Origin of the sequence: Tepidimonas ignava, from assembly GCF_004342625.1 — a bacterium.
GTDB lineage: Bacteria > Pseudomonadota > Gammaproteobacteria > Burkholderiales > Burkholderiaceae_C > Tepidimonas > Tepidimonas ignava.
This window is the reverse complement of sequence record NZ_SMAH01000001.1, coordinates 182,434-204,742: the sequence shown is the minus strand read 5'-3', so window position 1 is coordinate 204,742 and position 22,309 is coordinate 182,434. Positions and strand designations below refer to the sequence as shown.

The 22,309-nt window shown below is 69.3% G+C and carries 18 protein-coding genes, 1 pseudogene and 1 riboswitch; of the genes and pseudogenes, 11 read left to right on the top strand and 8 right to left on the bottom strand.

The genetic code is table 11. From position 1 onward, the window contains the following. Positions 1-17 precede the first annotated feature (17 nt). Positions 18-1,865, bottom strand: a complete 1,848-nt coding sequence (locus EDC36_RS00985) for a TonB-dependent receptor domain-containing protein (RefSeq protein WP_132961381.1) — start codon at positions 1,863-1,865, stop codon at positions 18-20. 74 nt (positions 1,866-1,939) lie between these two features. Further along, positions 1,940-2,184, bottom strand: a riboswitch (cobalamin riboswitch). A gap of 36 nt (positions 2,185-2,220) precedes the next feature. On the opposite strand from EDC36_RS00985, the gene EDC36_RS00980 reads away from it, so the two are divergent. The 4 genes from EDC36_RS00980 to EDC36_RS00965 all read left to right on the top strand — a co-directional run bounded on the left by EDC36_RS00980 (position 2,221) and on the right by EDC36_RS00965 (position 4,443). Then, positions 2,221-2,430, top strand: coding sequence for a DUF904 domain-containing protein (locus EDC36_RS00980; protein WP_390616660.1), 210 nt, complete (start codon positions 2,221-2,223; stop codon positions 2,428-2,430). Positions 2,431-2,444: 14 nt separating this feature from the next. Beyond that, complete coding sequence (locus EDC36_RS00975) at positions 2,445-2,792, top strand: cell division protein ZapA (RefSeq protein WP_132961474.1); 348 nt, start codon at positions 2,445-2,447, stop codon at positions 2,790-2,792. Positions 2,793-3,058: 266 nt separating this feature from the next. Continuing rightward, the gene (locus EDC36_RS00970; RefSeq protein WP_132961379.1) at positions 3,059-3,880 is read left to right on the top strand and encodes a sulfite exporter TauE/SafE family protein; all 822 of its coding nucleotides are present in this window, start codon (positions 3,059-3,061) and stop codon (positions 3,878-3,880) included. A 203-nt stretch (positions 3,881-4,083) separates the two neighbouring features. Continuing rightward, complete coding sequence (locus EDC36_RS00965) at positions 4,084-4,443, top strand: SWIB/MDM2 domain-containing protein (protein WP_132961378.1); 360 nt, start codon at positions 4,084-4,086, stop codon at positions 4,441-4,443. Positions 4,444-4,632: 189 nt separating this feature from the next. Here EDC36_RS00965 and EDC36_RS00960 read toward each other — a convergent pair whose 3' ends face one another. The 4 genes from EDC36_RS00960 to EDC36_RS00945 all read right to left on the bottom strand — a co-directional run bounded on the left by EDC36_RS00960 (position 4,633) and on the right by EDC36_RS00945 (position 8,256). Beyond that, positions 4,633-5,814, bottom strand: a complete 1,182-nt coding sequence (locus EDC36_RS00960; RefSeq protein ID WP_132961377.1) for a branched-chain amino acid ABC transporter substrate-binding protein — start codon at positions 5,812-5,814, stop codon at positions 4,633-4,635. A gap of 113 nt (positions 5,815-5,927) precedes the next feature. Then, positions 5,928-6,293, bottom strand: coding sequence for a hypothetical protein (locus EDC36_RS00955; RefSeq protein WP_132961376.1), 366 nt, complete (start codon positions 6,291-6,293; stop codon positions 5,928-5,930). After that, positions 6,293-6,763, bottom strand: coding sequence for a DNA polymerase III subunit chi (locus EDC36_RS00950; RefSeq protein ID WP_132961375.1), 471 nt, complete (start codon positions 6,761-6,763; stop codon positions 6,293-6,295). Before EDC36_RS00950 ends, EDC36_RS00955 begins: the two co-directional genes overlap by 1 nt. Continuing rightward, the gene (locus EDC36_RS00945) at positions 6,760-8,256 is read right to left on the bottom strand and encodes a leucyl aminopeptidase (protein WP_132961374.1); all 1,497 of its coding nucleotides are present in this window, start codon (positions 8,254-8,256) and stop codon (positions 6,760-6,762) included. Before EDC36_RS00945 ends, EDC36_RS00950 begins: the two co-directional genes overlap by 4 nt. 37 nt (positions 8,257-8,293) lie before the next feature. Here EDC36_RS00945 and lptF point away from each other — a divergent pair, with 37 nt between their 5' ends. The 4 genes from lptF to EDC36_RS00925 are packed head-to-tail and all read left to right on the top strand — an operon-like array spanning position 8,294 to position 12,647. Continuing rightward, on the top strand, positions 8,294-9,391 hold the full coding sequence (gene lptF, locus EDC36_RS00940; RefSeq protein WP_132961373.1) for an LPS export ABC transporter permease LptF: 1,098 nt from the start codon (positions 8,294-8,296) through the stop codon (positions 9,389-9,391). After that, positions 9,388-10,500: an LPS export ABC transporter permease LptG gene (gene lptG / locus EDC36_RS00935; RefSeq protein ID WP_132961372.1), complete on the top strand. Its 1,113-nt coding sequence runs from the start codon at positions 9,388-9,390 to the stop codon at positions 10,498-10,500. Before lptF ends, lptG begins: the two co-directional genes overlap by 4 nt. A gap of 31 nt (positions 10,501-10,531) precedes the next feature. After that, complete coding sequence (locus tag EDC36_RS00930; protein WP_132961371.1) at positions 10,532-11,476, top strand: CysB family HTH-type transcriptional regulator; 945 nt, start codon at positions 10,532-10,534, stop codon at positions 11,474-11,476. Then, positions 11,460-12,647, top strand: a complete 1,188-nt coding sequence (locus EDC36_RS00925) for a pyridoxal phosphate-dependent aminotransferase (RefSeq protein WP_132961370.1) — start codon at positions 11,460-11,462, stop codon at positions 12,645-12,647. The genes EDC36_RS00930 and EDC36_RS00925 overlap by 17 nt, the downstream gene beginning before the upstream one ends. Here EDC36_RS00925 and hrpA read toward each other — a convergent pair. After that, on the bottom strand, positions 12,642-16,625 hold the full coding sequence (gene hrpA, locus EDC36_RS00920) for an ATP-dependent RNA helicase HrpA (RefSeq protein ID WP_132961369.1): 3,984 nt from the start codon (positions 16,623-16,625) through the stop codon (positions 12,642-12,644). The two genes, EDC36_RS00925 and hrpA, sit on opposite strands and share 6 nt — an antisense overlap. A 28-nt stretch (positions 16,626-16,653) precedes the next feature. Here hrpA and argA point away from each other — a divergent pair, with 28 nt between their 5' ends. Continuing rightward, entirely contained in the window at positions 16,654-18,003 is a 1,350-nt protein-coding gene (gene argA / locus EDC36_RS00915) for an amino-acid N-acetyltransferase (protein WP_132961368.1), read from the top strand. 15 nt (positions 18,004-18,018) lie between these two features. On the opposite strand, the gene EDC36_RS00910 is transcribed toward argA, so the two are convergent. Beyond that, positions 18,019-19,023 carry a TerC family protein gene (locus EDC36_RS00910; RefSeq protein WP_132961367.1) on the bottom strand — a complete coding sequence of 335 codons (1,005 nt, stop codon included), beginning with the start codon at positions 19,021-19,023 and terminating at the stop codon, positions 18,019-18,021. A 102-nt stretch (positions 19,024-19,125) separates the two neighbouring features. Here EDC36_RS00910 and EDC36_RS00905 point away from each other — a divergent pair. Continuing rightward, positions 19,126-19,998 (top strand): annotated as a pseudogene (locus EDC36_RS00905) (LysR family transcriptional regulator); the annotation flags it as partial. A gap of 545 nt (positions 19,999-20,543) precedes the next feature. On the opposite strand, the gene EDC36_RS00895 reads toward EDC36_RS00905, so the two are convergent. Next, positions 20,544-21,791 (bottom strand): JmjC domain-containing protein, encoded by a 1,248-nt coding sequence (locus tag EDC36_RS00895; RefSeq protein WP_132961366.1) that lies wholly within the window; start codon positions 21,789-21,791, stop codon positions 20,544-20,546. A 14-nt stretch (positions 21,792-21,805) separates the two neighbouring features. On the opposite strand from EDC36_RS00895, the gene EDC36_RS00890 reads away from it, so the two are divergent. Continuing rightward, the gene (locus EDC36_RS00890) at positions 21,806-22,303 is read left to right on the top strand and encodes an FKBP-type peptidyl-prolyl cis-trans isomerase (protein ID WP_132961365.1); all 498 of its coding nucleotides are present in this window, start codon (positions 21,806-21,808) and stop codon (positions 22,301-22,303) included. The last annotated feature ends 6 nt before the right edge of the window (positions 22,304-22,309 follow it).

Sequence of the window (22,309 nt, the reverse complement as noted above, 5' to 3'; positions counted from 1 at the left end):
ACACCCGGCACGGCCGGTCAGTTCGACGGTGCGGGCGTCCACTGCACACCGACAAACACGCTGCGCCCGCCGGTCGCGTAGCCGCGTGCCGTCTCGTACGCTTGGCCGCCGAGGTTGTCCACACGCGCCAGCCACTGCCAATCGCGCGCCAACGCACCACGCAGCGAGACGTTGACGAGCCCGTAGCCACCCAAACGCTTGGTGTTGGCCGCGTCGTCCCAGCGCTGCCCCACCAGCCGCCACTCCACGCCCCAACGCACCGGCGCCGCGGTCGTCTCGGCCCGCAGCGTGGCGTGCCGCGCGGCACGCCGGGCCAACCGCTTGCCGGTCAGGTCGTTGCGCGGATCGGCCAGGTCCAGCGAGCCCGTCAGGCGCACACCCGCCATTTGGGTGCCGCCCTCCAGCGTCCAGCCCCGCAGCGTGGCCCAGCCCACGTTGTCGTAGCAACCAGCCCACGTTCCGCTGCCGTTGACGCACGGGCCCGGCCCGGGCACGTATTGGATCAGGTCGCGCACGCGGTTACGGTACCACGTCGCACCCACGTGGTGCACGCCGGTGCGCCACTGCGCCCCCAACTCGATGTTGCGCGACGTCTCCGGCTGCAGGGAGGGTACACCGTAAATGCTGAAACGCTGAAACAACGTGGGGGCACGAAACGCGGTGCCTGCGTTGGCACGCAACCGCCAGCCGGGTCCCGGGCTCCAGGCTGCGCCAACCGACGCCGTGGTTTGCCCGCCGAACTCGCTGTCGTCATCGTGGCGCACGTTGACTTGCAACGCATGCCCGCGCTCGGCCCAGCCGTACCCGAGTGCCACCGCGTCTTGCGAGCGCTGGGTGCGGTTGGGCGTCGTCGAAGCGTTGAGCAAACGGTCTTCGCGGCGCTCCAAGCCGAGCTGGACACGGTGCGGCCCTTGCAACCATTGGTGCTGCCAAAGGTAAGTGCTGACCTCGGTGTTGGTCTGGTAAGGGCTGGGCCGTGTCGAGTAGCGGTCGGTGCCCCGACCCAGCGCGACGCGCGAGGTGTACACGTCGGACCAACGCGCATCCCACGTCACGCCGACGGTGCGCACGTCCTGCGTGGCCCAGTCGTCGGCGGTGGACATATAGCCGTCGTACTGGGCCTCCATGCGGCTGTCGAGGGCCGACAAGCTCAGCGTGTGGCCCGCCGCGGGCGTCCAGCCCAGCCGCATGTGGGCCGAGCGCGCCCGGTGGCCATCGCGGTCGGGGTTGGCGGCTGGCTGCACATTGAAGCCGTCGCTCAGCTCCCGCTGCACCCCCAGGGCCAGCGACCACGGCCCCTGCGCCCCGCGCACGCTGGCGCCGAGACGCCGCGTGCCGTGGCTGCCCGCGCCGACGTCGATGCTGGGCTGCCAACCTTGTTCACCCGCGCGGGTGAAGATCTGCACCACACCACCCAGAGCATCCGAGCCATAGACCGATGCCAACGGCCCGCGCACGACTTCGATGCGATCGATGTGCGCCAGTGGAAGCGCGTTCCAGGCGGCGCCACCGGTGGACTGCGAGTCCACCCGCACGCCATCGATGAACACGGCGACGAACCGTGTCTCCGCCCCGCGGATGAACACGCTGGTCGTGCCCCCCACGCCACCGTTGCGCGCGATTTCGATGCCCGGCAATTGGGCCAGCACGTCGGCCAAGCCGGCGGCGCCGCTGGCCTCGATGCGCTCACGGTCGATGATGCTGACGTCGGCCACCACATCGGTCAGCGGCTGCTCGGTGCGGGTGGCCACCACCACGGTTTCGGCCAAGGACTGCGTTTGGGCTGCGGCGGGCAGGCACGCGGCCGCGGCGGCCAACGCCACAGGAAGCACGCCCCAGCGGGCGCGTTGAATCGTGCTTTTCATGACATGAACGTCGAACAATACCCTCACCGCCATCCCCGACGGTGTTTGGGCGACACGGCGCGCCGCCTGCAAAGCGACACGCCACCGCGTTGGCCGGTATCCGGGCTGGTGGATGCGACCTGCAGCGCCTTCCCGGGCGCAGGCGCGCCCAGTGGCGGTTGGCTGCAAGCGGCCGGCCCGCTGCGCGGGCCGACGTCCACTTACCGTTGCGGGGGCAGCGCTGGTTAGGCGGGGCGCGGCAGCGCCCCGCCCCCCAGCTTCCCGTTTAACTGCGCCACCACGAGCGGGCGGCGCGAGCACCAACGTGCCGGCATTGTAGCGTCGGGGCCAGCGTGGGGTCTACAATGGTGCGCTGATGGACGCCACCGTGATCGACCAACTCGCCCAGCGGGTGGACCGCCTGCTGCTGCGCCACGAGGAGCTGCTGCGCACCCAGAGTCTGCTGCAGGCGGAGGTGCAGCGCCTGACGCAGGAGCGCGACCGGCTGCGCATGCAGTGTCGCCAGGCGCAAGCCCGGCTGGAGGCGTTGCTGCAGCGTCTCGACCCGCAGGAGGCCGCGCCATGACGCAACGCCCGCCGATCAAGCAGGTCGAGGTGCAGATCATGGGCCAGCTGTACACGCTGGCCTGCCCCGCCGGCGGCGAAGACGCCTTGCGCGAGGCGGTGACCCAGGTCGACGCCGCGATGTGCCGCATCCGCGACGCCGGCAAGGTCAAGGCGCGCGACCGCATCGCCGTGTTGGCCGCGCTCAACATCGCGTACGACGCCGCGCACCGCGACCCGGCGCTGGCGTTTCGCAATTCGTCGTTCGGTGCCGCCGAGGGCGAGCACGCCCACGCTGAAAGCCTGGCGCCGGACACCGAACGGCGCTTGCGTGAGCTGGTCAACCGTATCGACGCCGCGCTGGCCGACGACCGGCTGCTGTGACGCCGCGCAGGTGCGCTGCAAGCGCCTGGGTGGCGGTACAATGGGGCTGTCTGCCATCCGCCGGGCTTTATATTCCTTGAACCAATGCTCATTGAGCGCGGGCTTGGTACATCGCGCAGTGGGCGTGAGCGTCTCGCGTCAGACGAACCCGAAGCTGCGCTGCCCTCGCCCACCTGAACCCAGTGTTCAGGATGCCGGCCTGGCGGTTTGGCAGACACCCTCCCCCCTACCGACGACCAGCCCGTCCCGCGCGGCGGCGGCAGCGCATGCTCGAACCCCTGTTGATCGTGGAATTGGCCGCCTTGGGCCTGGGCACCGGCTTTCTGGCCGGCTTGCTCGGCATCGGGGGCGGCATGTTGATGGTCCCCTTCATCACGCTGATCTTGTCGCACCGCGGGGTTGGCGCCGACCTGGCGGTCAAGATGGCCATCGCCACCTCGATGGCCACGATCGTCTTCACCTCGCTGTCCAGCGTGCGGGCGCACCACCGCCGCGGCGCGGTGCGCTGGGACCTCGTGCGCAACCTCGCACCGGGCATCGTGCTGGGGGCGCTGGGCGCCGGCGCGGGCGTCTTTCGCGTGCTGTCGGGGCGGTGGCTGGCGCTGCTGTTTGCCGTGTTCGTGGCGTTTTCGGCCACCCAGATGCTGCGCTCGGCCAAGCGCCCCGCCCCAGCCCAGCCGCGTGGCCTGCCGACGGCGGCCGGCCAATGGGGCGCCGGGGGGTTGATCGGTTTTGTCTCGGGCCTTGTCGGCGCGGGCGGGGGCTTCATCAGTGTGCCGATCATGACCTGGTGGGGGGTGGCCATGCACCAGGCGGTGGCCACCAGCGCGGCGTTGGGCTTTCCGATCGCGCTGGCCAACGTGCTGGGCTACCTGTGGTCCGGCGCGGGTGTGCCCGGCCGGCCTGCGGCGGCGGTGGGCTACGTGTTCGTGCCGGCGCTGGCCGTCATCGCCAGCGCCAGCGTGCTGATGGCGCCGGTCGGCGTGCGCGTGGCGCATGCGTTGCCGGTGGCCACGCTCAAGCGTGTGTTTGCCGTGCTGCTGTACGGGCTGGCCGTCACGATGGCCTACAAAGCCTGGCACGGATAACCCGCGTCGGCGCGGCAGCGTCGGTTGCGCGCAACGCTGCACGCCCTCACCCCCCGGGAAAACCCCCGTCTGCGCGCAAATCCCTGCCGCTGCTCTGGAAAATCGGCTGCAATCGGATTACGATGCGCTTATCCATGCACGCGCCTCAGCAGCGCTGCGGGCGCGGCGTGGCGAGCTTGCAACCAACCCAAGGAAACACACCCATGGCCACTGCGAAGAAAGCTGCCTCGCCCAAGTCCTCTGCCGCCAAGGCTACCGCCAAGCCGGCCGCTGCGCCCAAGGCCAGCGCCAAAGCCGCGCCCGCTGCGGCTAAGCGCACGCCCAACGCGGCTTTCATGAAGCCGATGACGCCCAGCGCCGAGCTGGCCGCCATCGTCGGTGCCAAGCCGCTGCCGCGCACCGAAGTGACCAAGAAGGTGTGGGACTACATCAAGAAAAACAAACTGCAGGACGCCACCAACAAGCGCATGATCAACGCCGACGCCAAGCTCAAGGCGGTGCTCAAAAAGCCGCAGGTGTCGATGTTCGAGATGACCAAGATCATCAGCACCCACCTGTCCTGATCCAGCCGCACGGCGGCTTGAGGCGCAGGCCCGTCGCGGACCGGCCGTGCCGCCGGGCTGCTCCACAAAAAACCCCGCCCCGTCGAGGCGGGGTTTTTGTTGGCGCCCCAGCCACCAACGCCGCGCCCCCACCGCACAACAAAAAACCCCGCCGTGGCGGGGTTGGGGTTGCTGCGTCGGGATGCTGAATCAGCGCACGACCGCAATTTCGGAGCGCTGGCCGCCCTTGTAGGTGTACAGGGTCAGCGCACCGTTCTTGATGTCGCCCTTCTCGTCGAACTCGATCGGGCCGGTCACGCCCTTGTAGCTGATTTGCTTGAGGGCCGGCAGGTACTTGGCGGGGTCGGCCGAGTTGGCGTTTTGCATCGCCTTGACCATCACGTGCACCGCGTCGTACACGTACGGCGCGTACACCTGCACGTCCGCACCGAATTTGGCCTTGTAGTCGGCGCGGAACTTCTCCATCGCCGCCTTGCCTTCACCCTCGACACCGCCGGCTTCGGCGCAGTAGACCTGCTCGTCGGCCATGCCGTCGCCGGCCAGCTTGGGCAGTTCGCTGGTGCAGATGCCGTCGCCGCCCATGAACTTGGCGTTGATGCCCAATTGCTTCATTTGCTTGAGCATCGGGCCGGCCACGGCGTCCATGCCACCGAAGAAGATCACATCCGGCTTCTTGGCCTTGATCTTGGTCAGGATGGCGTTGAAGTCGGTGGCCTTGTCGTTGGTGAACTCACGGTCCACCACTTCGCCACCCGCGGCCTTGACGCCTTTTTCGAACTCATCAGCCACGCCCTGACCGTAGGCGGTGCGGTCGTCGATCACCGCCACTTTCTTGGCGCCGAGTTTTTCGATCGCGTATTTGCCCAGCGTGCCGCCCAGGTGGGTGTCATCCGCCACCACGCGGAACACGTTGTTGAAGCCCTGACGGGTGTATTTCGGGTTGGTCGCCGACGGCGAAATTTGCGGAATGCCCGCCGCGTTGTAAATTTGCGACGCGGGGATGGTGGTGCCCGAGTTCAGGTGGCCAATAACGCCGTTGACCTTGGCGTCCACCAGCTTTTGCGCCGCGGCGGTGCCTTGCTTGGGATCGGCTGCGTCGTCTTCGGCCAGCAGCTCGAACTTGACCGGCTTGCCTTCGAGCTGGATGCCGGCGGCGTTGAGCTCGTCGATGGCCATGCGGGCGCCGTTTTCGTTGTCCTTGCCCAGGTGCGCGATCGGGCCGCTGGTGGGGCCGACGTGGCCAATCTTGACCACCATCGCTTCCACGGCCGGGCCTTGCGCCGCGGCGGGTTTGGATTCTTCTTTCTTGCCACAAGCGGCCAGGGCCAGCGCGGCCACGGCGGCAATCGTCAGTTTGCTGTACAGATGCATGGTTACCCTTGTCGAACGAAACGAGGTTGAAACGGTTTGCGCAACCACTTGTTTTTGTGCGCGCAAGCCCAAAAGATACACCAAAAACCACACACCCACGCCAAAGCCCGCCGTCATCTACGGGTTGTCCCTAGGTGGCGCTGCACCTCATCGCGCACGATGTCGGCCAAGTCGTTCGTCAACGACGGCGGCACGGGCGGGGGCTGGTGCTGCAGTTGCTGCAACCACTGCACCCACGCGGTGTGCAGGCGTTGCTGCAACACGGGCATCAGGCGCGCCACCGTGCGGTCCACCAGCGCATCGATCAGCGCTTCGTCCGCGGCCGGCAGCGACGCTGCCGCTGTGGGGGTCACGGGCAACGGTGGGTCGGACGGCGCTGGGGGGCTGGGCGCCGGCGCTGCGCGCTCTGGCAACACCCCGGGCGCCACCACGTCGGTCAACGTGGGCACCAGCGCGGGTGGGGTGCGCCGGCCGTCCATCACGCCCCTGCGGGCGCGCCCGCCCGGGCGGCCCGGTCGTACGCCTGGGGATCCCAGCCCAACTGCTGGTAACGGCGCCAGCGCTGCCGCGCGGCAGCCTTGGCCTCATCGTCGGTGCTGACGATTTCGATGACACGCGTGGGCGGTGCGCCCTGATCCAGCCAGTCCAACCACTGCGGCTGGACGTTCACCACCACCCCCCGCGGCCCTGGCGGCGACACCGTGGGCGGCGCCAGCACGATGGGCGAGCGCTGCACCAACAGCGCCGCGGCATCCCAGCGCACGTGCGGCACGAAGTCATCGGCCGGCAACGTCCACAGCGCCTCATCCAGCGCCGCCAGATCGGCGTCGGCCACGGCCACCCACACCCGCGCGCGCGCGGCGTGCGCTTTGGCCAGCAGCCGGCACACGTAGGCCCGCCAACCCTGCGGCGTGGCGGGCACGTTCAGGTGGAACGCCACCTGGGTCACGCCGCCGCCCCCTTGCGGCGCCCGCCTCGAGGCTTGGCGCTGCCTTGGCGGCCAAGCTCGGCCAGGTAGCGCAGCAACAGCGGCACCGGGCGGCCGGTGGCGCCTTTGTCCTTGCCGCCCTTCCAGGCGGTGCCAGCGATGTCCAGGTGCGCCCACGGCGTGCCGTCACCCACGAAGCGTTGCAAAAACTTAGCTGCCGTCACCGAGCCGGCCGGGCGCCCGCCGACGTTGGCCACGTCGGCGAAGTTGCTCTTGAGCGCCTCGGCGTAATCGTCATCAAGCGGCATGCGCCAGCACGGGTCCAGCGCCGCTTCGCCCGCCTGCAACAGCGCTTGCGCCAGCGCGTCGTCGTTGGCGTACAGGCCGCTGCGCACCGCCCCGAGCGCGATGACGCACGCGCCGGTCAACGTGGCCACGTCCACAATGGCGCGCGGCTTGAAGCGCTGCGCGTAGGTCAGCGCGTCGCACAAAATCAGCCGCCCTTCGGCGTCGGTGTTGAGGATTTCGATGGTCTGTCCGCTCATGCTGCGCACGACGTCACCGGGTTTGGTGGCGCCGCCCCCGGGCATGTTCTCGCAGGCCGGAATCAAGCCCACCACGTTGAGCGCAGGCCGCAGCCGCGGCAGGGCCGCAAACACCCCCAACACGCTGGCCGCACCGCTCATATCGAATTTCATTTCGTCCATGTCGGCCGCGGGCTTGAGGGAGATGCCCCCGGTGTCGAACGTGATGCCTTTGCCCACCAGCACCACCGGCGCTTCGCGCTTGGCCGCGCCCTGGTAGCGCAACACGATAAAACGCAGCGGCTCGTGGCTGCCGCGCGCCACCGCCAACAGGGCCCCCATGCCAAGCTTTTCGACCTCCTTCGGCCCCAGGACCTCGACCTCCACATCGGGCCCCGCCAGCGCCTGCGCCGCGCGCGCCAGGTCCACCGGGCGGGCGTGGTTGGCCGGGCGGTTGGCCCACTCTTTGGCCAGCTCCTGCCCGTGCACGGTGGCCACGGCCCACTCGAACGCCCCGTGCAGGGCCGGCGCATCGGCCACGCCCACCACCACCCGCTGCAGCGCGCGCGGCTGGGGTTTGGACAGCGTGGTCGTGTAGCGGTAGCTGGCCTCGGCGATGCCCAGCACCGCGGCGGCCAGCGCTGCTTCGTCCGTGGCGCCCATCTGGATGAGCAAGGTGCGCGGCGGCGCCGCTTTGAGCGCGCCCCACGCGGACGCCACGGCCTGGCGTACCTTGCGCGCCGAACCGTCCCCACAGCGCACCGCCACCACGCGCCGCGCGCGCACCCCCGCAACGCGGTGCCCGGCCAGCCACTGACCCGCGTCGCGCCCCAGGTCGCCATCGCGCACGGCGTGCTGCACCCAGCGCCCCAACGCATCCTCGGCGGATGGGGTGTCGTGGTCGTCGGCGTCACGCCACAGCACGATCAGCGCTTCGGCGTCGGCCGCCGCGGCCTCGGCTCGGCTCAAGGGTCGCAGTTCAAAGTCCATAATTCCAACCTGTCGTACCTCGAATCAAGAGTTGGTGATGTTATTCGAATCGTCGCTGCGCCGCGAGTTGGCACGCTCCTTTGGCGCGGCGCTGGTGGTGATGCTGACCGTGGTGCTGACCATGCTGTTGGTGCGCACCCTGGGTCAAGCCAGCCGCGGCGAGGTCGACCCCCAAGCGCTGCTGTTGTTTTTGACACTGGCCGTGACGGGTCAGTTGCCCATCGTGCTGACGGTGGCGCTGATGGCCGCGGTGGTGGGCACGTTGTCGCGCCTGTACCGTGACAGCGAGATGGTGATTTGGCACACCGCGGGGCTGGGGCTGACGCGTTTTGTGGCGCCGGTGCTGCGTTTGGCCTGGCCGGTCTGGCTGGCCGTGGCGGTGCTGGCGTTGCTGGTGGGTCCGTGGGCGCGGCAACAAAGCGACGAGCTGCGCCAGCGTTACGAGCAGCGCAACGACCTGCAGCGCATCGCGCCGGGACAGTTCCAGGAATCGGCCAACGGCCGCCGGGTGCTGTTTGTCGACCGCGACACCCAGGCCGGCCACAGCGGGCGACAGATTTTTATCGCCGACCACGAGCCCGACGGGGCCTACAGCATCGTGACGGCGCGTGCGGGCGAGCTGCATGCCGACGACCGTGGCACCCACTTGACGCTGCACGATGGCCAGCGTTGGCGGCGCAGCGCCGACGCCCAGGTGTGGGAGGGCGCTGCGTTCGAGCGCTACACCGTACGCGTGGCCGACGCACCTGCGGCCACGGTGGAACTGCGTCGCCGCAGCGCGATGCCGACGTGGATGCTGTGGTCGAGCCGCGACGCGGCCCTGCAGTCCGAGCTGGCCTGGCGCATGGGGTTGGTGGTGTGCGCGGTCAACCTGGTGTTGCTGGCGCTGGCCGCCACCAGCGCGCAGCCGCGCCTGGGCCGCAGCGGCAACCTGCTGTTCATGCTGCTGGCGTTTGTCGTGTACTACAACCTGCTTGGTGCCGGGCAAGACTGGGCCACGCGCGGGCGCGTCTCGGTCTGGGGTTATTTTGCGGCGCTGCACGGGGGGGTGGCCCTGCTGACGCTGGCGTGGCTGGCGTGGCGCGAGCTGCCGCATCCGCGCTGGCGCCGCGCCGCGGTGGAGGCGCAGGCATGAACACCGTGCGCCGGCTCATCCACGGTGAAGCCTTGGGCGCCATCACCTGGGTGCTGGTGGGTTTTTTGGCGCTGTTTGCGTTTTTCGACTTCGTCGATGAGCTGGGGGCGCTTGGGGCGCCGTCGCTGACGCAGCCTGGGGCGGTGTACGGCGTGCCGCAGGCGCTGCTCGTGGTGCTGCTGTGGTTGCCTGCGCGGCTGTACGAACTGATGCCCATCGGTGTGCTGATCGGCACCGTGTACGCGCTGACGCGGCTGGCGCGCGACTCCGAGTTCACCATCCTGCGCACCAGCGGCCTGGGGCCGGGGTTGGCGCTGCGGCAGGTGCTGGTGCTGGGGCTGGGCTGCGCCGCGGTGACCTTTGCCATCGGTGACTACGTGGCGCCGAGCGCGGCGCGCCAGGCGCAACTGCTCAAGGCGCAGTACCGCGGCAACCTCAGCGTCGGCAGCACCGGGGCGTGGCTGCGCGAGCGCACCGACGGCGCCGAGGTGCACGTGGTCAACGTGCGCGCCCTCACGCCCGAGGGCGAACTGCGCGGCGTGCGTGTGCTGACGCTGGACGCCAACGGCGGTGTGCGGACCCTGATCGAAGCGGCCCGCGGCACGGTGGACAGCGCGGCCGGCGTGTGGCGGCTGGCCGAGGTGCGGCGCGACCACTGGGACGCCGACGGCACGCTGCGCACCGCGACACTGCCAACGTTCGACTGGCGCACGGGCCTGAGCGCCGACATGCTCAACGTCGCGCTGCTCAAGCCCGAGCGCATGCGCACGCTGGACCTCTGGCAGTACATGCGGCATCTGGAGCGCAACGACCAAAACGCGCAGCGCTACGCGATCGAGTTCTGGCGCAAACTGCTGTACCCGCTGGGGTGCGTGGTGATGGTGGTGCTGGCGCTGCCCTTCGCTTACCTGCACTTTCGCCAGCAGGGGCTGGCCGGCTACGTGTTTGCCGGCATCATGATCGGCATCAGCTTCGTGCTGGTCAACGGTATCTTCAGCCACATGGGCAACCTGCTGGGCTGGGCGCCGTGGCTGGCCGCCGGCGCCACACCGGTGCTGTACCTGGCCCTGTCGCTGGCCGCGCTGGGCTGGATGGTGCTGCGCCGATGAACCCAGACCCAACCCGACCCCCGAGTGCGCCATGAACCTGCACCAATTCCGTTTTGTGCTGGAGGCCGTGCGCCGCAACCTCAACCTGACCGAGGCGGCCAAGGCGCTGCACACTTCGCAGCCGGGCGTGTCCAAAGCCATCCTGGAGCTGGAAGACGAGCTCGGGGTTGACATCTTCGCGCGCCACGGCAAACGCATCAAGCGGCTCACCGAACCCGGGCAGCACGTGCTGCGCAGCATCGAAATCATCATGCGTGAGGTGGCCAACCTCAAGCGCATCGGCGAGCAGTACGCCGCGCAGGACAGCGGCACGCTCTCGATCGCCACCACCCACACGCAGGCACGCTACGTGCTGCCGGCGCCGGTGGCACGGCTGAGGCAGCTCTACCCCAAAGTGGGCATCAGCCTGCACCAGGGCGCGCCCGACCAGGTGGCGCGCTGGGTGCTGGAGGAGGTGGCCGACATCGGCATCGCCACCGAGTCGCTGACCCAATACCCGGAGCTCGTCACCCTGCCCTGCTACGAATGGCAGCATGCGCTGGTGCTGCCGCCCGGCCACCCGCTGCTGCAACGCGAGCGCATCGGGCTGGAGGATTTGGCGCAGGCGCCGCTGATCACCTACCACCCTACCTTCACTGGACGCACCCGCATCGACCAGGCCTTCGCCCAGCGGGGCCTGGCCCCGAACATCGTGCTGGAGGCGATCGACTCCGACGTCATCAAGACCTACGTCAAGCTCGGCATGGGGGTCGGCATCGTGGCGGAGATGGCCGTCAGCGGCGACGAGCGCACCCCCGAGCTGGCCGTGCGCCCGGCGGGTCACCTGTTCGGCACCAACGTGGCGCGCGTGGCGTTCAAGCGCGGGGTCTACCTGCGCCAATTTGTGCTGCGGTTTGCCGAGCTGCTCAGCGAGCGGCTGTCGCGCGACCTGATCTACAAAGCCCTGGAGGGCCAAGGCCATGACGACCAGCTCTGACCCCACCGTGCGCACCCCGGTGCCCCCCAGCCGCCTGCCCCAGGTCGGCACGACCATCTTCACCGTGATGTCCGCGTTGGCGCAGCAGGTGGGTGCGGTCAACCTGGGGCAAGGGTTTCCGGACTTCGACCCGGACCCGGCGCTGGCGCAGGCGGTGTGCGCGGCGATGGCCGCAGGCCACCACCAGTACCCGCCGATGGCGGGCGTGCCGGCGCTGCGCGAGGCGATCGCGCGCAAGGTCGCCACGCTGTATGGGCGCGCGTACGACCCGGTCAACGAAATCACCGTCACCGCGGGCGCCACGCAAGCCATCCTGACAGCGCTGCTGGCGCTGGTGCAGCCGGGCGACGAGGTCATCGTGCTGGAGCCCTGCTACGACAGCTACGTGCCCGGCATCGAGCTGGCCGGTGGCACCGTCGTGCGGGTGCCGCTGACCGACGGCAGCTTGCGGCCGGACTTCGACCGGCTGGCCGCGGCGCTGACGGCGCGCACGCGCGCCATCATCGTCAACACCCCGCACAACCCCAGCGGCACCGTGTGGCGCGCCGGTGACCTGCAGCGCTTGTGGGACGTGGTGGCCGACACCGACGTGCTGCTGATCGGCGACGAGGTGTACGAGCACATGGTCTACGACGGCCAGCCGCACGCCAGCCTGGCCACCCACCCCGGGCTGGCGGCGCGCAGCCTCATCGTCAGCAGTTTTGGCAAAACCTACCACGTCACCGGCTGGAAAGTGGGCTACTGCCTGGCGCCAGCACCGCTGATGGCCGAGTTCCGCAAGGTGCACCAATTCAACGTGTTCACGGTCAACACGCCGATGCAGCACGCGTTGGCGGCGTACATGGCCGACCCGGCCCCGTACCTGGGGCTGGCGGCCTTTTATCAGGCCAAGCGCGACCGCTTCCGTGCGGGGCTGGCCGGCACGCGGCTGCGCCTGCTGCCGTGCGAGGGCACCTACTTCCAGTGCGTGGATTACGGGGCGCTGGCGGTGCCGGAACGCCACCTGCCCGAGGCTGAGTTCTGCCAGTGGCTCACGCGCGAGGTGGGCGTGGCGGCGATCCCCCTGTCGGCGTTTTATGGCGACGGGCGCAACCAACAGCTGGTGCGGCTGTGCTTTGCCAAGCGCGACGCCACGCTGGACGAGGCCCTGCAGCGGCTGGCACGCCTATGACCCCTGCAGCGCCGCCAGCGCCTTGTCCAGGCGCTTGACGCTGACCGGGTACGGGGTGCGCAGCTCCTGGGCGAACAGGCTCACGCGCAGCTCTTCCAGCATCCAGCGCAACGCCGTCAGGCGCTCGTCCGGCGCGCCGCGGCGCTCGGCCAGCAGGCGCCACACGCGCTGCTGCAGCGGCTGCAACTCGGCCAGCCGTTGCTGGTCGCGCGCCGGGTCTTGACGGCATTTGTCCAGGCGCATCTGCACGGCCTTGAGGTAGCGCGGCAGGTGCACGAGCTGCGCCCACGGCGTGTCCAGCACGAAGCGCGGCCCCACCAGGCGCTGCAGTTGCTGCTGCACGTCCGCCACGGTGGCGGCTGGCAGGCCGCGCGCTTCTTTCAGCTTGCGCTGCGCGGCGCTCCACTCGGTCAGAATCTGCAGCGTCAGGCGTGCCACCTCGTGCGCCACCAGCGCCAGGCGCGTGCGCCCTTGCTGCACGCAAGCCTCGAACGAAGCCTCGTCATGGGGGGGCGACTGCAAAAACGCGCGCTCAACAGCCAGCGCCAGGATCTGCTCGCGCAGCTCGTCGGCGGTGCCCAGCGGCATGTACAGCACGCCCAGCGTGGCCTGCTCGGGCAGCTGGCGCTGCAGCAGCTTGAGCGTGTCGCGCACCTGCAACGCGACCAGGCGACGCAGCCCGATGCGGTGCTCGCGCGCGGCCACCTCAGGCTCGTCGAACACCGCCACGCGCACGGCGTCCCCGGCGTCTTGCAGCGCAGGGTAGCCGATCAGGGTCTGGCGTCCGTGACGGATTTCCACCAGTTCGGGCCAAGTCCCAAACACCCAGCGGGTGTGGCGCGCTTCGGTGTCCCACACCCCGGCGGACGGCGCGCTGGCGGGCTGCCCCGCCGCAGCAGCCGGCGGCGTGGGCGACGGCCCCCCCGCCGCACCGCCCGGGGCGGTGGCCGGCGACGCGGACGGTGGCGGGGCGGCGGCGGCCAGTGCCCCGGGAGCTGCCTGCGCGGCACGCTTGAGCGTGGCCAACGCGGCAAACGCCCCGCGCGCCTGCTCGCCCCACTGGGCTTTGAGGGCGGCCACGTCACGCCCCATGGCCAGTTGGCGCCCGTGCTCGTCGAGCACACGCACGTTCATGCGCAGGTGCGCCGGCAGCGTCTCCAGCTTGAAGTCGCTGGCCTGCACGGGCAGCCCCGTGCGCGCGCGCACCTCGTCCAGCACCGCTTGCAGCAGGCTGCCCTGGCCAAAGCGCTCGGGCGCGCTTAGGCACTGCGCGATCGCTTCGGCGGTGGCTGGCAGCGGCACCAAGCGGGCGCGGGGCTTTTGCGGCAGGCTCTTGAGCAGCGCCGCCACCTTTTCCTTGAGCATGCCGGGCACCAGCCACTCCAGCCGCTGGGGATCGACCTGGTTGAGCGCGAACAGCGGCACGTCCACCGTGACGCCGTCGCGGGCGTGCCCCGGCTCGTGCAGGTAGTGCGCCCGGCAGTCCACCCCGCCCAGGCGCACCAGCGCGGGGTAGGCGTCGGTGGTGATGCCGGCGGCCTCGTGGCGCATCAACTCGTCGCGGCTGAGCTTGAGCAGCTCGGGCTGCTGGCGGCTGGCGCTGCGCCACCAACGCTCCAACGCCCGGCCGCTGCAGACGTCGGCCGGCAACTGGCGGTCGTAGAAGGCGTAAATCAGCGCCTCGTCCACCAGCACGTCCTGGCGGCGCGCCTTGTGCTCCAGTTGCTGCACCTCGCGCAGCACGCGGCGGTTGTGCTGCCAAAAGGGCAGCCGCGTCTCCCACGTGTCCTCGGTCAGTCCGGCCACCAGCGCTTCGCGGATGAACACCTCGCGCGCGCCGGCGGGGTCGATGCGCTCGTAGGCCACGCGCCGCCCGCTGTACACCGGCAGGCCCCACAGCGTGCCGCGCTCGTGCGCGATCACCTCGGCGCTGCGGGGGTCCCAGTGCGGTTCGCCCAGCTCGCGCCGGATCAGGTGCGGCGCCACCTGCTCGATCCACGACGGCTCGATGGCCGCAAGGCCCCGTCCGTACAGGCGCGTGGTCTCGACCAGTTCGGCGCACACGATCCAGCGCGCCGGCTTTTTGCGCAGGCGCACACCAGGGTGCGGCCAAAATTTGATGCCGCGCGCGCCCTGCCAGTGGTCCTCGGTGTCGTGCTTGAGGCCGACGTGCCCGATCAAGCCGGCCAACAGGCTGCAGTGCAGCTGTTCGTAGCTGGCGGGTGTGCCGTTGGGGCGCCATCCGTGCTCGGCGGCGATTTGGTGCAGCTGCTGGTGCACGTCACGCCATTCGCGCACACGCTTGACGTTGATGAAATGCTCGCGCAGCAGCGCCTCGTACTGGCGGTGCGACAACTTGTGCGTCGGCGTCCCATCCGGCCCCGGGTGACCACCGCGCGCCTGATCCAGCCACGTCCACAGCTTGAGCAGGCCGACAAACTCGCTGCGCTCGTCGTCGAAGCGTGCGTGCGCGGCGTCGGCCTTGGCGGCGTGTTCCAGCGGCCGCTCGCGCACGTCCTGCAGGGACAGCGCGCTGGCCACCACCAGCACCTCGGCCAGCGCGCCGCGGCGCTGCCCCTCCACCAGCATGCGGCCGATGCGCGGATCCAGCGGCAACCGTGCCAGCTCGCGCCCCAGCGCCGTCAGCATGCCCTGCTCGTCCAGCGCGCCGAGCTCGGTCAGCGTTTGCAGCCCGTCGGCCACCGCGCGCCGCGACGGCGCCTCCAAAAACGGAAACGCCTCGATGTCGCCCAGCCCCAGCGCCTTCATGCGCAGGATCACCCCCGCCAGCGACGAGCGCAGGATTTCCGGGTCGGTGTAGCGCGGGCGGCGCGCGAAGTCCTGTTCGTCGTACAGGCGGATGCAGATGCCCTCGGCCACGCGGCCGCAGCGCCCCGCGCGCTGGTTGGCCGCGGCCTGGCTGATGGGTTCGATCTGCAACTGCTCGACCTTGCTGCGCAGGCTGTAGCGCTTGACGCGCGCCAGGCCCGAATCGATGACGTAGCGGATGCCGGGCACGGTCAGCGACGTTTCGGCCACGTTGGTGGCCAGCACCACGCGGCGCGCGCCGCTGGGGTGAAAGATGCGGTTTTGCTCCGCGGCGCCCAGGCGCGCGTACAGGGGCAGCACCTCGGTGCCGCGCAGCGCCGGCTGGTGGCTGAGGTGGCGGCGCAGGTGGTCGGCGGCGTCGCGGATTTCCCGCTCGCCCGGCAAAAACACGAGGATGTCGCCATCGTGCGCGCCGCCGCGCCACAGCTCATCCACCGCCTCGGCGATGGCGTCGTTGAGCCCGTGGTCGCGCGACTCCTCGAACGGCCGCCAGCGGATTTCCACCGGGTAGGTGCGCCCGCTGACGTGGATGACCGGCGCCGGCCCGCGCGGCCCGGCAAAGTGCTGCGCAAAGCGCTCGGCGTCGATGGTGGCCGAGGTGACGATGACCTTCAGGTCTGGCCGCCGCGGCAGCAACTGCTTAAGGTAGCCCAGCAAAAAATCGATGTTGAGGCTGCGCTCGTGCGCTTCGTCGATGATCAGCGTGTCGTAAGCGCGCAGCAGCGGATCGCGCTGCGTTTCGGCCAGCACAATGCCGTCGGTCATCAGCTTGATCGCCGCGCCGGGCTGCAGCCGGTCGTGGAAGCGGATCTGGTAGCCGACCAGCCGTCCCAGCTCGGTTTGTGTCTCCTCGGCGATGCGCGCCGCCACCGACATGGCCGCGATGCGCCGCGGCTGCGTGTGGCCAATCAGCGGCCGGCGCCCCGCGCCTGGCTGCCACGCCAGGCCACCGCCACGCCCCAGCCCCAAGGCGATCTTGGGCAGTTGCGTCGTTTTGCCCGACCCCGTCTCGCCGCACACCACGATGACCTGGTGCTCGCGCAGCGCGGCCTCGATGTCGGCGCGCCGCGCCGACACCGGCAGGTGGTCGGGAAAGGTCAGCACCGGCGCGCCCGCCGGCTGATGGCACACTATCGCTTCGTCGCGCATGGGTGCGCGATTATCCCCAACCTGCGCCATGTCCACCGTTTTCAACTTCACCTTCGTGCCTTGGTTTCGTGCGGTGGCGCCGTACATCCACAAATTTCGCCACCAAACGTTTGTGGTGGGCGTGCCCGGGGAGGCCATCGCGGCGGGCAAGCTGCCCAATCTGGTGCAGGACTTGGCGCTGATCCAAAGCATGGGCGTGCGCGTGGTGCTGGTGCACGGCTTTCGCCCGCAGGTGGACGAGCAACTGCGCGCCAAAGGACACGCCGCGCGCTTTCATAGCGGTATCCGCATCACCGACCCGGTGGCGCTGGACTGCGCGCAGGAGGCCGCCGGCCAACTGCGCTTCGAAATCGAGGCGGCCTTCAGCATGGGGCTGCCCAACACCCCGATGGCCGGCGCAAAGGTGCGCGTGATTTCGGGCAACTTCATCACCGCCCGGCCTGTCGGCATTGTCGATGGCGTGGATTTTCAGCACTCGGGCCTGGTGCGCAAGGTGGACGTGGCCGGCATCAAGGGCGCGCTGGACATGGGCGCGCTGGTGCTGCTGTCGCCGTTTGGCTTTTCGCTGACCGGCGAAGCGTTCAACCTGACGATGGAAGAGGTGGCCACGAGCGTGGCCGTGGCGCTGCAGGCCGACAAGCTGATCTTCGTCACCGAGATCCCCGGCATCCGCGTGCGGCCGTTCGATCCGCCGGGCGAGGACAACCCCATCGACACCGAACTGTCGCTGGCCGACGCGCAGGCCATTTTGGCGCAGGCCCCCACACCGACCCAGCCCACCGAGCCGGCCTTTTACCTGCAGCACTGCGTGCGCGCCTGCCTGGGCGGGGTGGAACGCAGCCACATCATCCCGTTCGCAGTGGACGGGTCGTTGCTGCTGGAGGTGTACGTGCACGACGGCATCGGCACGATGGTGGTGGACGAAAAACTCGAAAACCTGCGCGAGGCCACGCCCGACGACGTCGGGGGCATCCTGCAGTTGATCGAGCCGTTCGAACGCGACGGCACGCTGGTCAAACGCAGCCGCACCGAAATCGAGCGCGACATCGCCAACTACACCATCATCGAGCACGACGGCGTCATCTTCGGCTGCGCGGCGCTGTACCCTTACCCCGAAGCCAAGACCGGCGAGATGGCGGCGTTGACCGTGGCGCCGCAGGCCCAGGGCCAGGGTGACGGCGAGCGTTTGCTCAAGCGCATCGAGCAGCGCGCGCGCTTGATGGGGTTGCAAAGCATCTTCGTGCTCACCACGCGCACGATGCACTGGTTCCTCAAGCGCGGCTTTCAACCGGTGTCGCCTGACTGGCTGCCCGAGGCGCGCAAGCGCAAATACAACTGGGACCGGCGCAGCCAGGTGCTGGTCAAGCGCCTGAGCTGAACTCAAGCCGGTCCATCACATGACACGGTGCGGGCCGCCGCGGGCAGCTTCGTCCTGGCGCGTCTTCCACAGGGAGTACAACACGCCCCCCGCGATCAAGCCCAAGGTCACCGACAGCGAAACCACCGCCGGGATCTTGCCCACGATGCCGACCAGGAAAATCTTCGCCCCGATGAACACCAGCACCAGCGCCAGCGCGTACTTGAGGTAGTAGAAGCGGTGGATCATGGCCGCCAGCGCAAAGTACAGCGCCCGCAGGCCCAGGATCGCAAAGATGTTGCTGGTGTAGACGATGAACGGGTCGGTGGTGATGGCAAAGATGGCCGGCACCGAGTCGACGGCGAAAATCAGGTCGGCCGTCTCCACCAGCACCAGCGCCAGCAACAGCGGCGTCGCCCACAGCACGGGCTGCCCCGTCGCGGGGTGCGGCTCGCGCACCACGAAGGCGTTGCCGCGCAGGCCATCCGTCACGCGCATGCGCCGGCGCAGAAACTTCAGCAACGGGTTGTTGGCGATGTCGGGCTCCTCATCCGCCGCAAACCACATCTTCACACCCGTGATGACCAAAAAGCCGCCGAACACGTACAGGATCCACGCGAACTCCTGGACCAGCGCCGCGCCCAGACCGATCATCAGCGCACGCAGAACGATCACGCCCAAAATACCCCAGAACAGCACCCGGTGCTGGTACGGGCGCGGAATGCCCAGAAAGCCAAAGATCAGCGCGATCACGAAGACGTTGTCCATGGACAGCGACTTCTCGATCAAAAAGCCGGTGTAGTACGCCATGCCGCTGTCGGCACCCAGGTACCACCACACCCAGGTGCCGAACAGCAGGCCCGCGGTGATGTAACCCGCCGACAGCAGCAGGCTTTCGCGCACGCCAATCTCGCGCTGCTCGCGATGCAGCACGCCCAGGTCAAAGACCAGCAAGGCGATGACGATGCCGATGAACACCGCCCAGATCCAGGCGGGTTTGCCCATGAAATCGGCGGCCCCCAAAGCAAGCAAAGCGTCCATGCGGTGCTCGGATAAGTGTCGGAAGCCGCGATGATACCAACGGCACGGTCCGAAAAAATACCGACGATACGGATAATCGGTTCGAAAAAACCGAAACGTCAGATGCTCAACTACCGCCACCTGTACTACTTTTGGATGGTCGCGCGCGAAGGCGGCTTTGCCCGTGCGGCCGAGCGCCTGGACATGGCGGTGCAGACGGTCAGCGTCCAGGTGCGCGAGTTGGAACGGGCGCTGGGCCACCAGCTCCTGCGCCCGGCCGGCCGCACCGTGGCCCTGACCAACGCCGGCCGGGCCGCCTTTGCGCGGGCGGACGAGATTTTTCGCATCGGCAGCAGCCTGCCCCAGGCCGTGCGCGAAGCAGCCAGCCGCCCGGCGCTGCGCCTGGCCGTGGGGCTGTCGGACGGCCTGTCCAAACTGGCGGCGCACGCGCTGTTGCAGCCGCTGCTGGATGCGCCCGATCTGCACCTCGTCTGCCACGAAGGCGAGCCTGCGGCCTTGCTCGCGGAACTGGCGCTGCACCGCCTGGACCTGGTGCTGACCGGCCAGCCAGCGACGCCGTTGCCCACCTTTGCCGTGGACAGCGAGCGCCTGGCCAGCTCACCCGTGGACTGGTACGGCCCGGCGACGCTGGTCACGCCCGACGCCCGGCGCGGCTTTCCCCACACGCTGCAGGGGCTGCCCGTGCTGCTGCCGACCGCGCATTCGCCGCTGCGCCCGCTGCTGGATCGCTGGCTGGACGAGCACGACCTCAGCCCCCGGGTGGCCGGGGAGTTCGAGGACAGCGCCCTGATGGCCGTGTTTGCCGCGCGCGGGCTGGGGGTCTTTCCCGCCAGCCGCCTGGGCCTGGACAGCGACGGGCCGCTGCCGGGACTGCTGCCGCTGGGGGCATGCGAGGGCGTGCGGGAAGACATCCACGCCATCCTGAGCCGGCGCATGCGCCAACACCCGCTGGTGCAACGGCTGCTGCAGCATGCCGCCAGCCCCCGTAACGGCATCCCGAAAAAACGAAACCGCCTCCGTGGGAGGCGGCTCGGTGGCAGCCGGGTTACGGCCCGGCGTGCCCGATCACTCAGGCGCCGGCATGCTTGCCGACGCGCGCCGACATCACTGCTTCTGCTCGGCCGGCTTTTCCTCGCCAGCGGGCTGCTGCGCGGGTTGCTGCGCTTGGTCGGCCGCAGGCGTGGCGGGCTGTTGGGCGGGTTGCACGGCCTGGTCAGCCGGCGCAGCGGCCGGAGCGGGGGCCGGCGCAGCGGCGGGCGCGGGCTCTTCCTTCTTGCCACAAGCGGTCAGAGCAGCGGCGGCCAGCAAAGCGGCCAGCAGGGTGGTCTTGTTCATCTTCGTATCGTTCGGGTTAGGGTTACCGGATGCATCGCGTTCCCAGGCACCGCCGGCTCGGCCCTGGGATGATCCCGTGCCCTTTCGCTCGTTCAGGAGCCAAAGGGCTGACAACCCAGATTATCGCCCAACCTAGGGTTTACCATTGTAAGCAATCGTAACGAATGCTACGTTGGTTAGCATTTTCAGTCAGCGTCGTCGGTGACGTGCAGCCAGCCCGCCTCGTGCCACTGTTGCAACGCGTGCTGCACCGACGCGCTGGCCCGGCGCACCGCCGCCGCCGGCAGCGCGCGCTCGTCGGCCAGACGCTGCAACAACGCAGCGTCGCGCCCCCGCGCACGGTAGGACTCGCCGTTGATGAACACGTGCTCGTCATCGTAGGCCATGCGCGTGCGCCGGTCCAGCACCACCGCGCTTGGGCGCCACGCCTGCGCCGGTGGGTCGAACCACACACGTGGCTTGGGCTCGGTCATCACCTCGCCCAGCGCGCACGCCAGCGCGCGCTGATCCGCCAGCAGGCGGTGCACGCCCTCCAGGGCAAAGGCCAACAACGCCGTTGGCACGCGCGCTGGCTGCGCGGTGGCGGGCTGGCCGGCATCGCGGTACAGCACGTCGTCGTCCCATTCATCGGCCAGGCGTTGCACCAGCTCGGCCGCCAGCCCCCCGCGTTGCGGCACGCGAAAGCCGATCGAGTACGTCATGCACTCGCCGCCTTCGGCCACGCCATCGTGCGCCCAGCGCGGCGGCAGGTACAGCATGTCGCCAGGCTCCAGCACCCACTCCTGCTGCGGCTCGAAGTGCTGCAGGATCTTGCACGGCAACTCCGGGCGCAGGCGCAGATCCTTCTGGCGTCCGATACGCCAACGCCGCCGCCCCTGCGCTTGCAGGAGAAAAACGTCGTAGCTGTCGTAGTGCGGACCGACGCCGCCGCCGTCGCTGGCCCACGAAATCATCACATCGTCCAGCCGCACGTCCGGCACGAAGCGAAAGCGCTGCATCAAGGCATGCACCCGGTCGTCATGCAGGTCCACCCCTTGCACCAGCAACGTCCAGCCCGGACGTGTGCGCGCAGGCAGCGCCCGCGCGCCACGCCGAGCTGCCGGGTCGAACGGACCATGCCGCAGCCGCCAAGCCTGTGCCGGGTCGGTGGCTGCCGGATCCTGCTCGACCACGCGCGACTCGACATCGTCCCGTGCCGCCAAGGCCACCAATGCGGCGCGATCCAGCGGTGCCACGAAACCCGGCAGTGCCTGCCGAATCAGCAGCGGACGGCGTTGCCAATGCCGCCGCATGAACTGGCGCGGGCTCAAGCCGCCCAGCAGCGGGGTGGGGACATCGGGCGCGATGGCTTGCGCCGACGCATCGGCGGTATGGGGTTGCCCAGCCGCACTGGTGGCTGCGGCTGGCGGTGTGACACGGGTTGCGTCGTTCATGGGACAATTGTCCAATGAAAGTGACCCCTTCCTGCGTCGTCAGCCTGAGCTGGACCCTGAAAGACACCACGGGCGAGGTACTCGACCAGTGTGACGAGCCGGTGGAGTGCTTGGTCGGCGGGCGTGACTTGCTCGCCAGCATCGAACAGGCGCTGCAAGGTCGCCAAGCGGGTGACCGCCTCGAGCTGCACCTGGAGCCGGAGCAGGCCTTCGGTGACTTCGACGATCAACTGATTTTTTTGGAGCCGCGCTCGGCGTTTCCGCCGAGCCTGGAAGTCGGCATGATCTTCGAAGGCCTGCCGTCGGGCTGCTCCTCGAATGCCCCACGCGATCGGCTCTACTTCGTCAGCGACATCTACCCGGAGCACGTGGTGCTGGATGGCAATCATCCGTTGGCGGGGATGGCGCTGCGGCTGTCGCTGCGCATTCACGACGTGCGCGAGGCCACGGCCGAAGAGGTCGGCCGGGGCAGCGCCGGCGCCGGTTTTTTTCAGCTGCGCACCGCACCCTGACGGCGC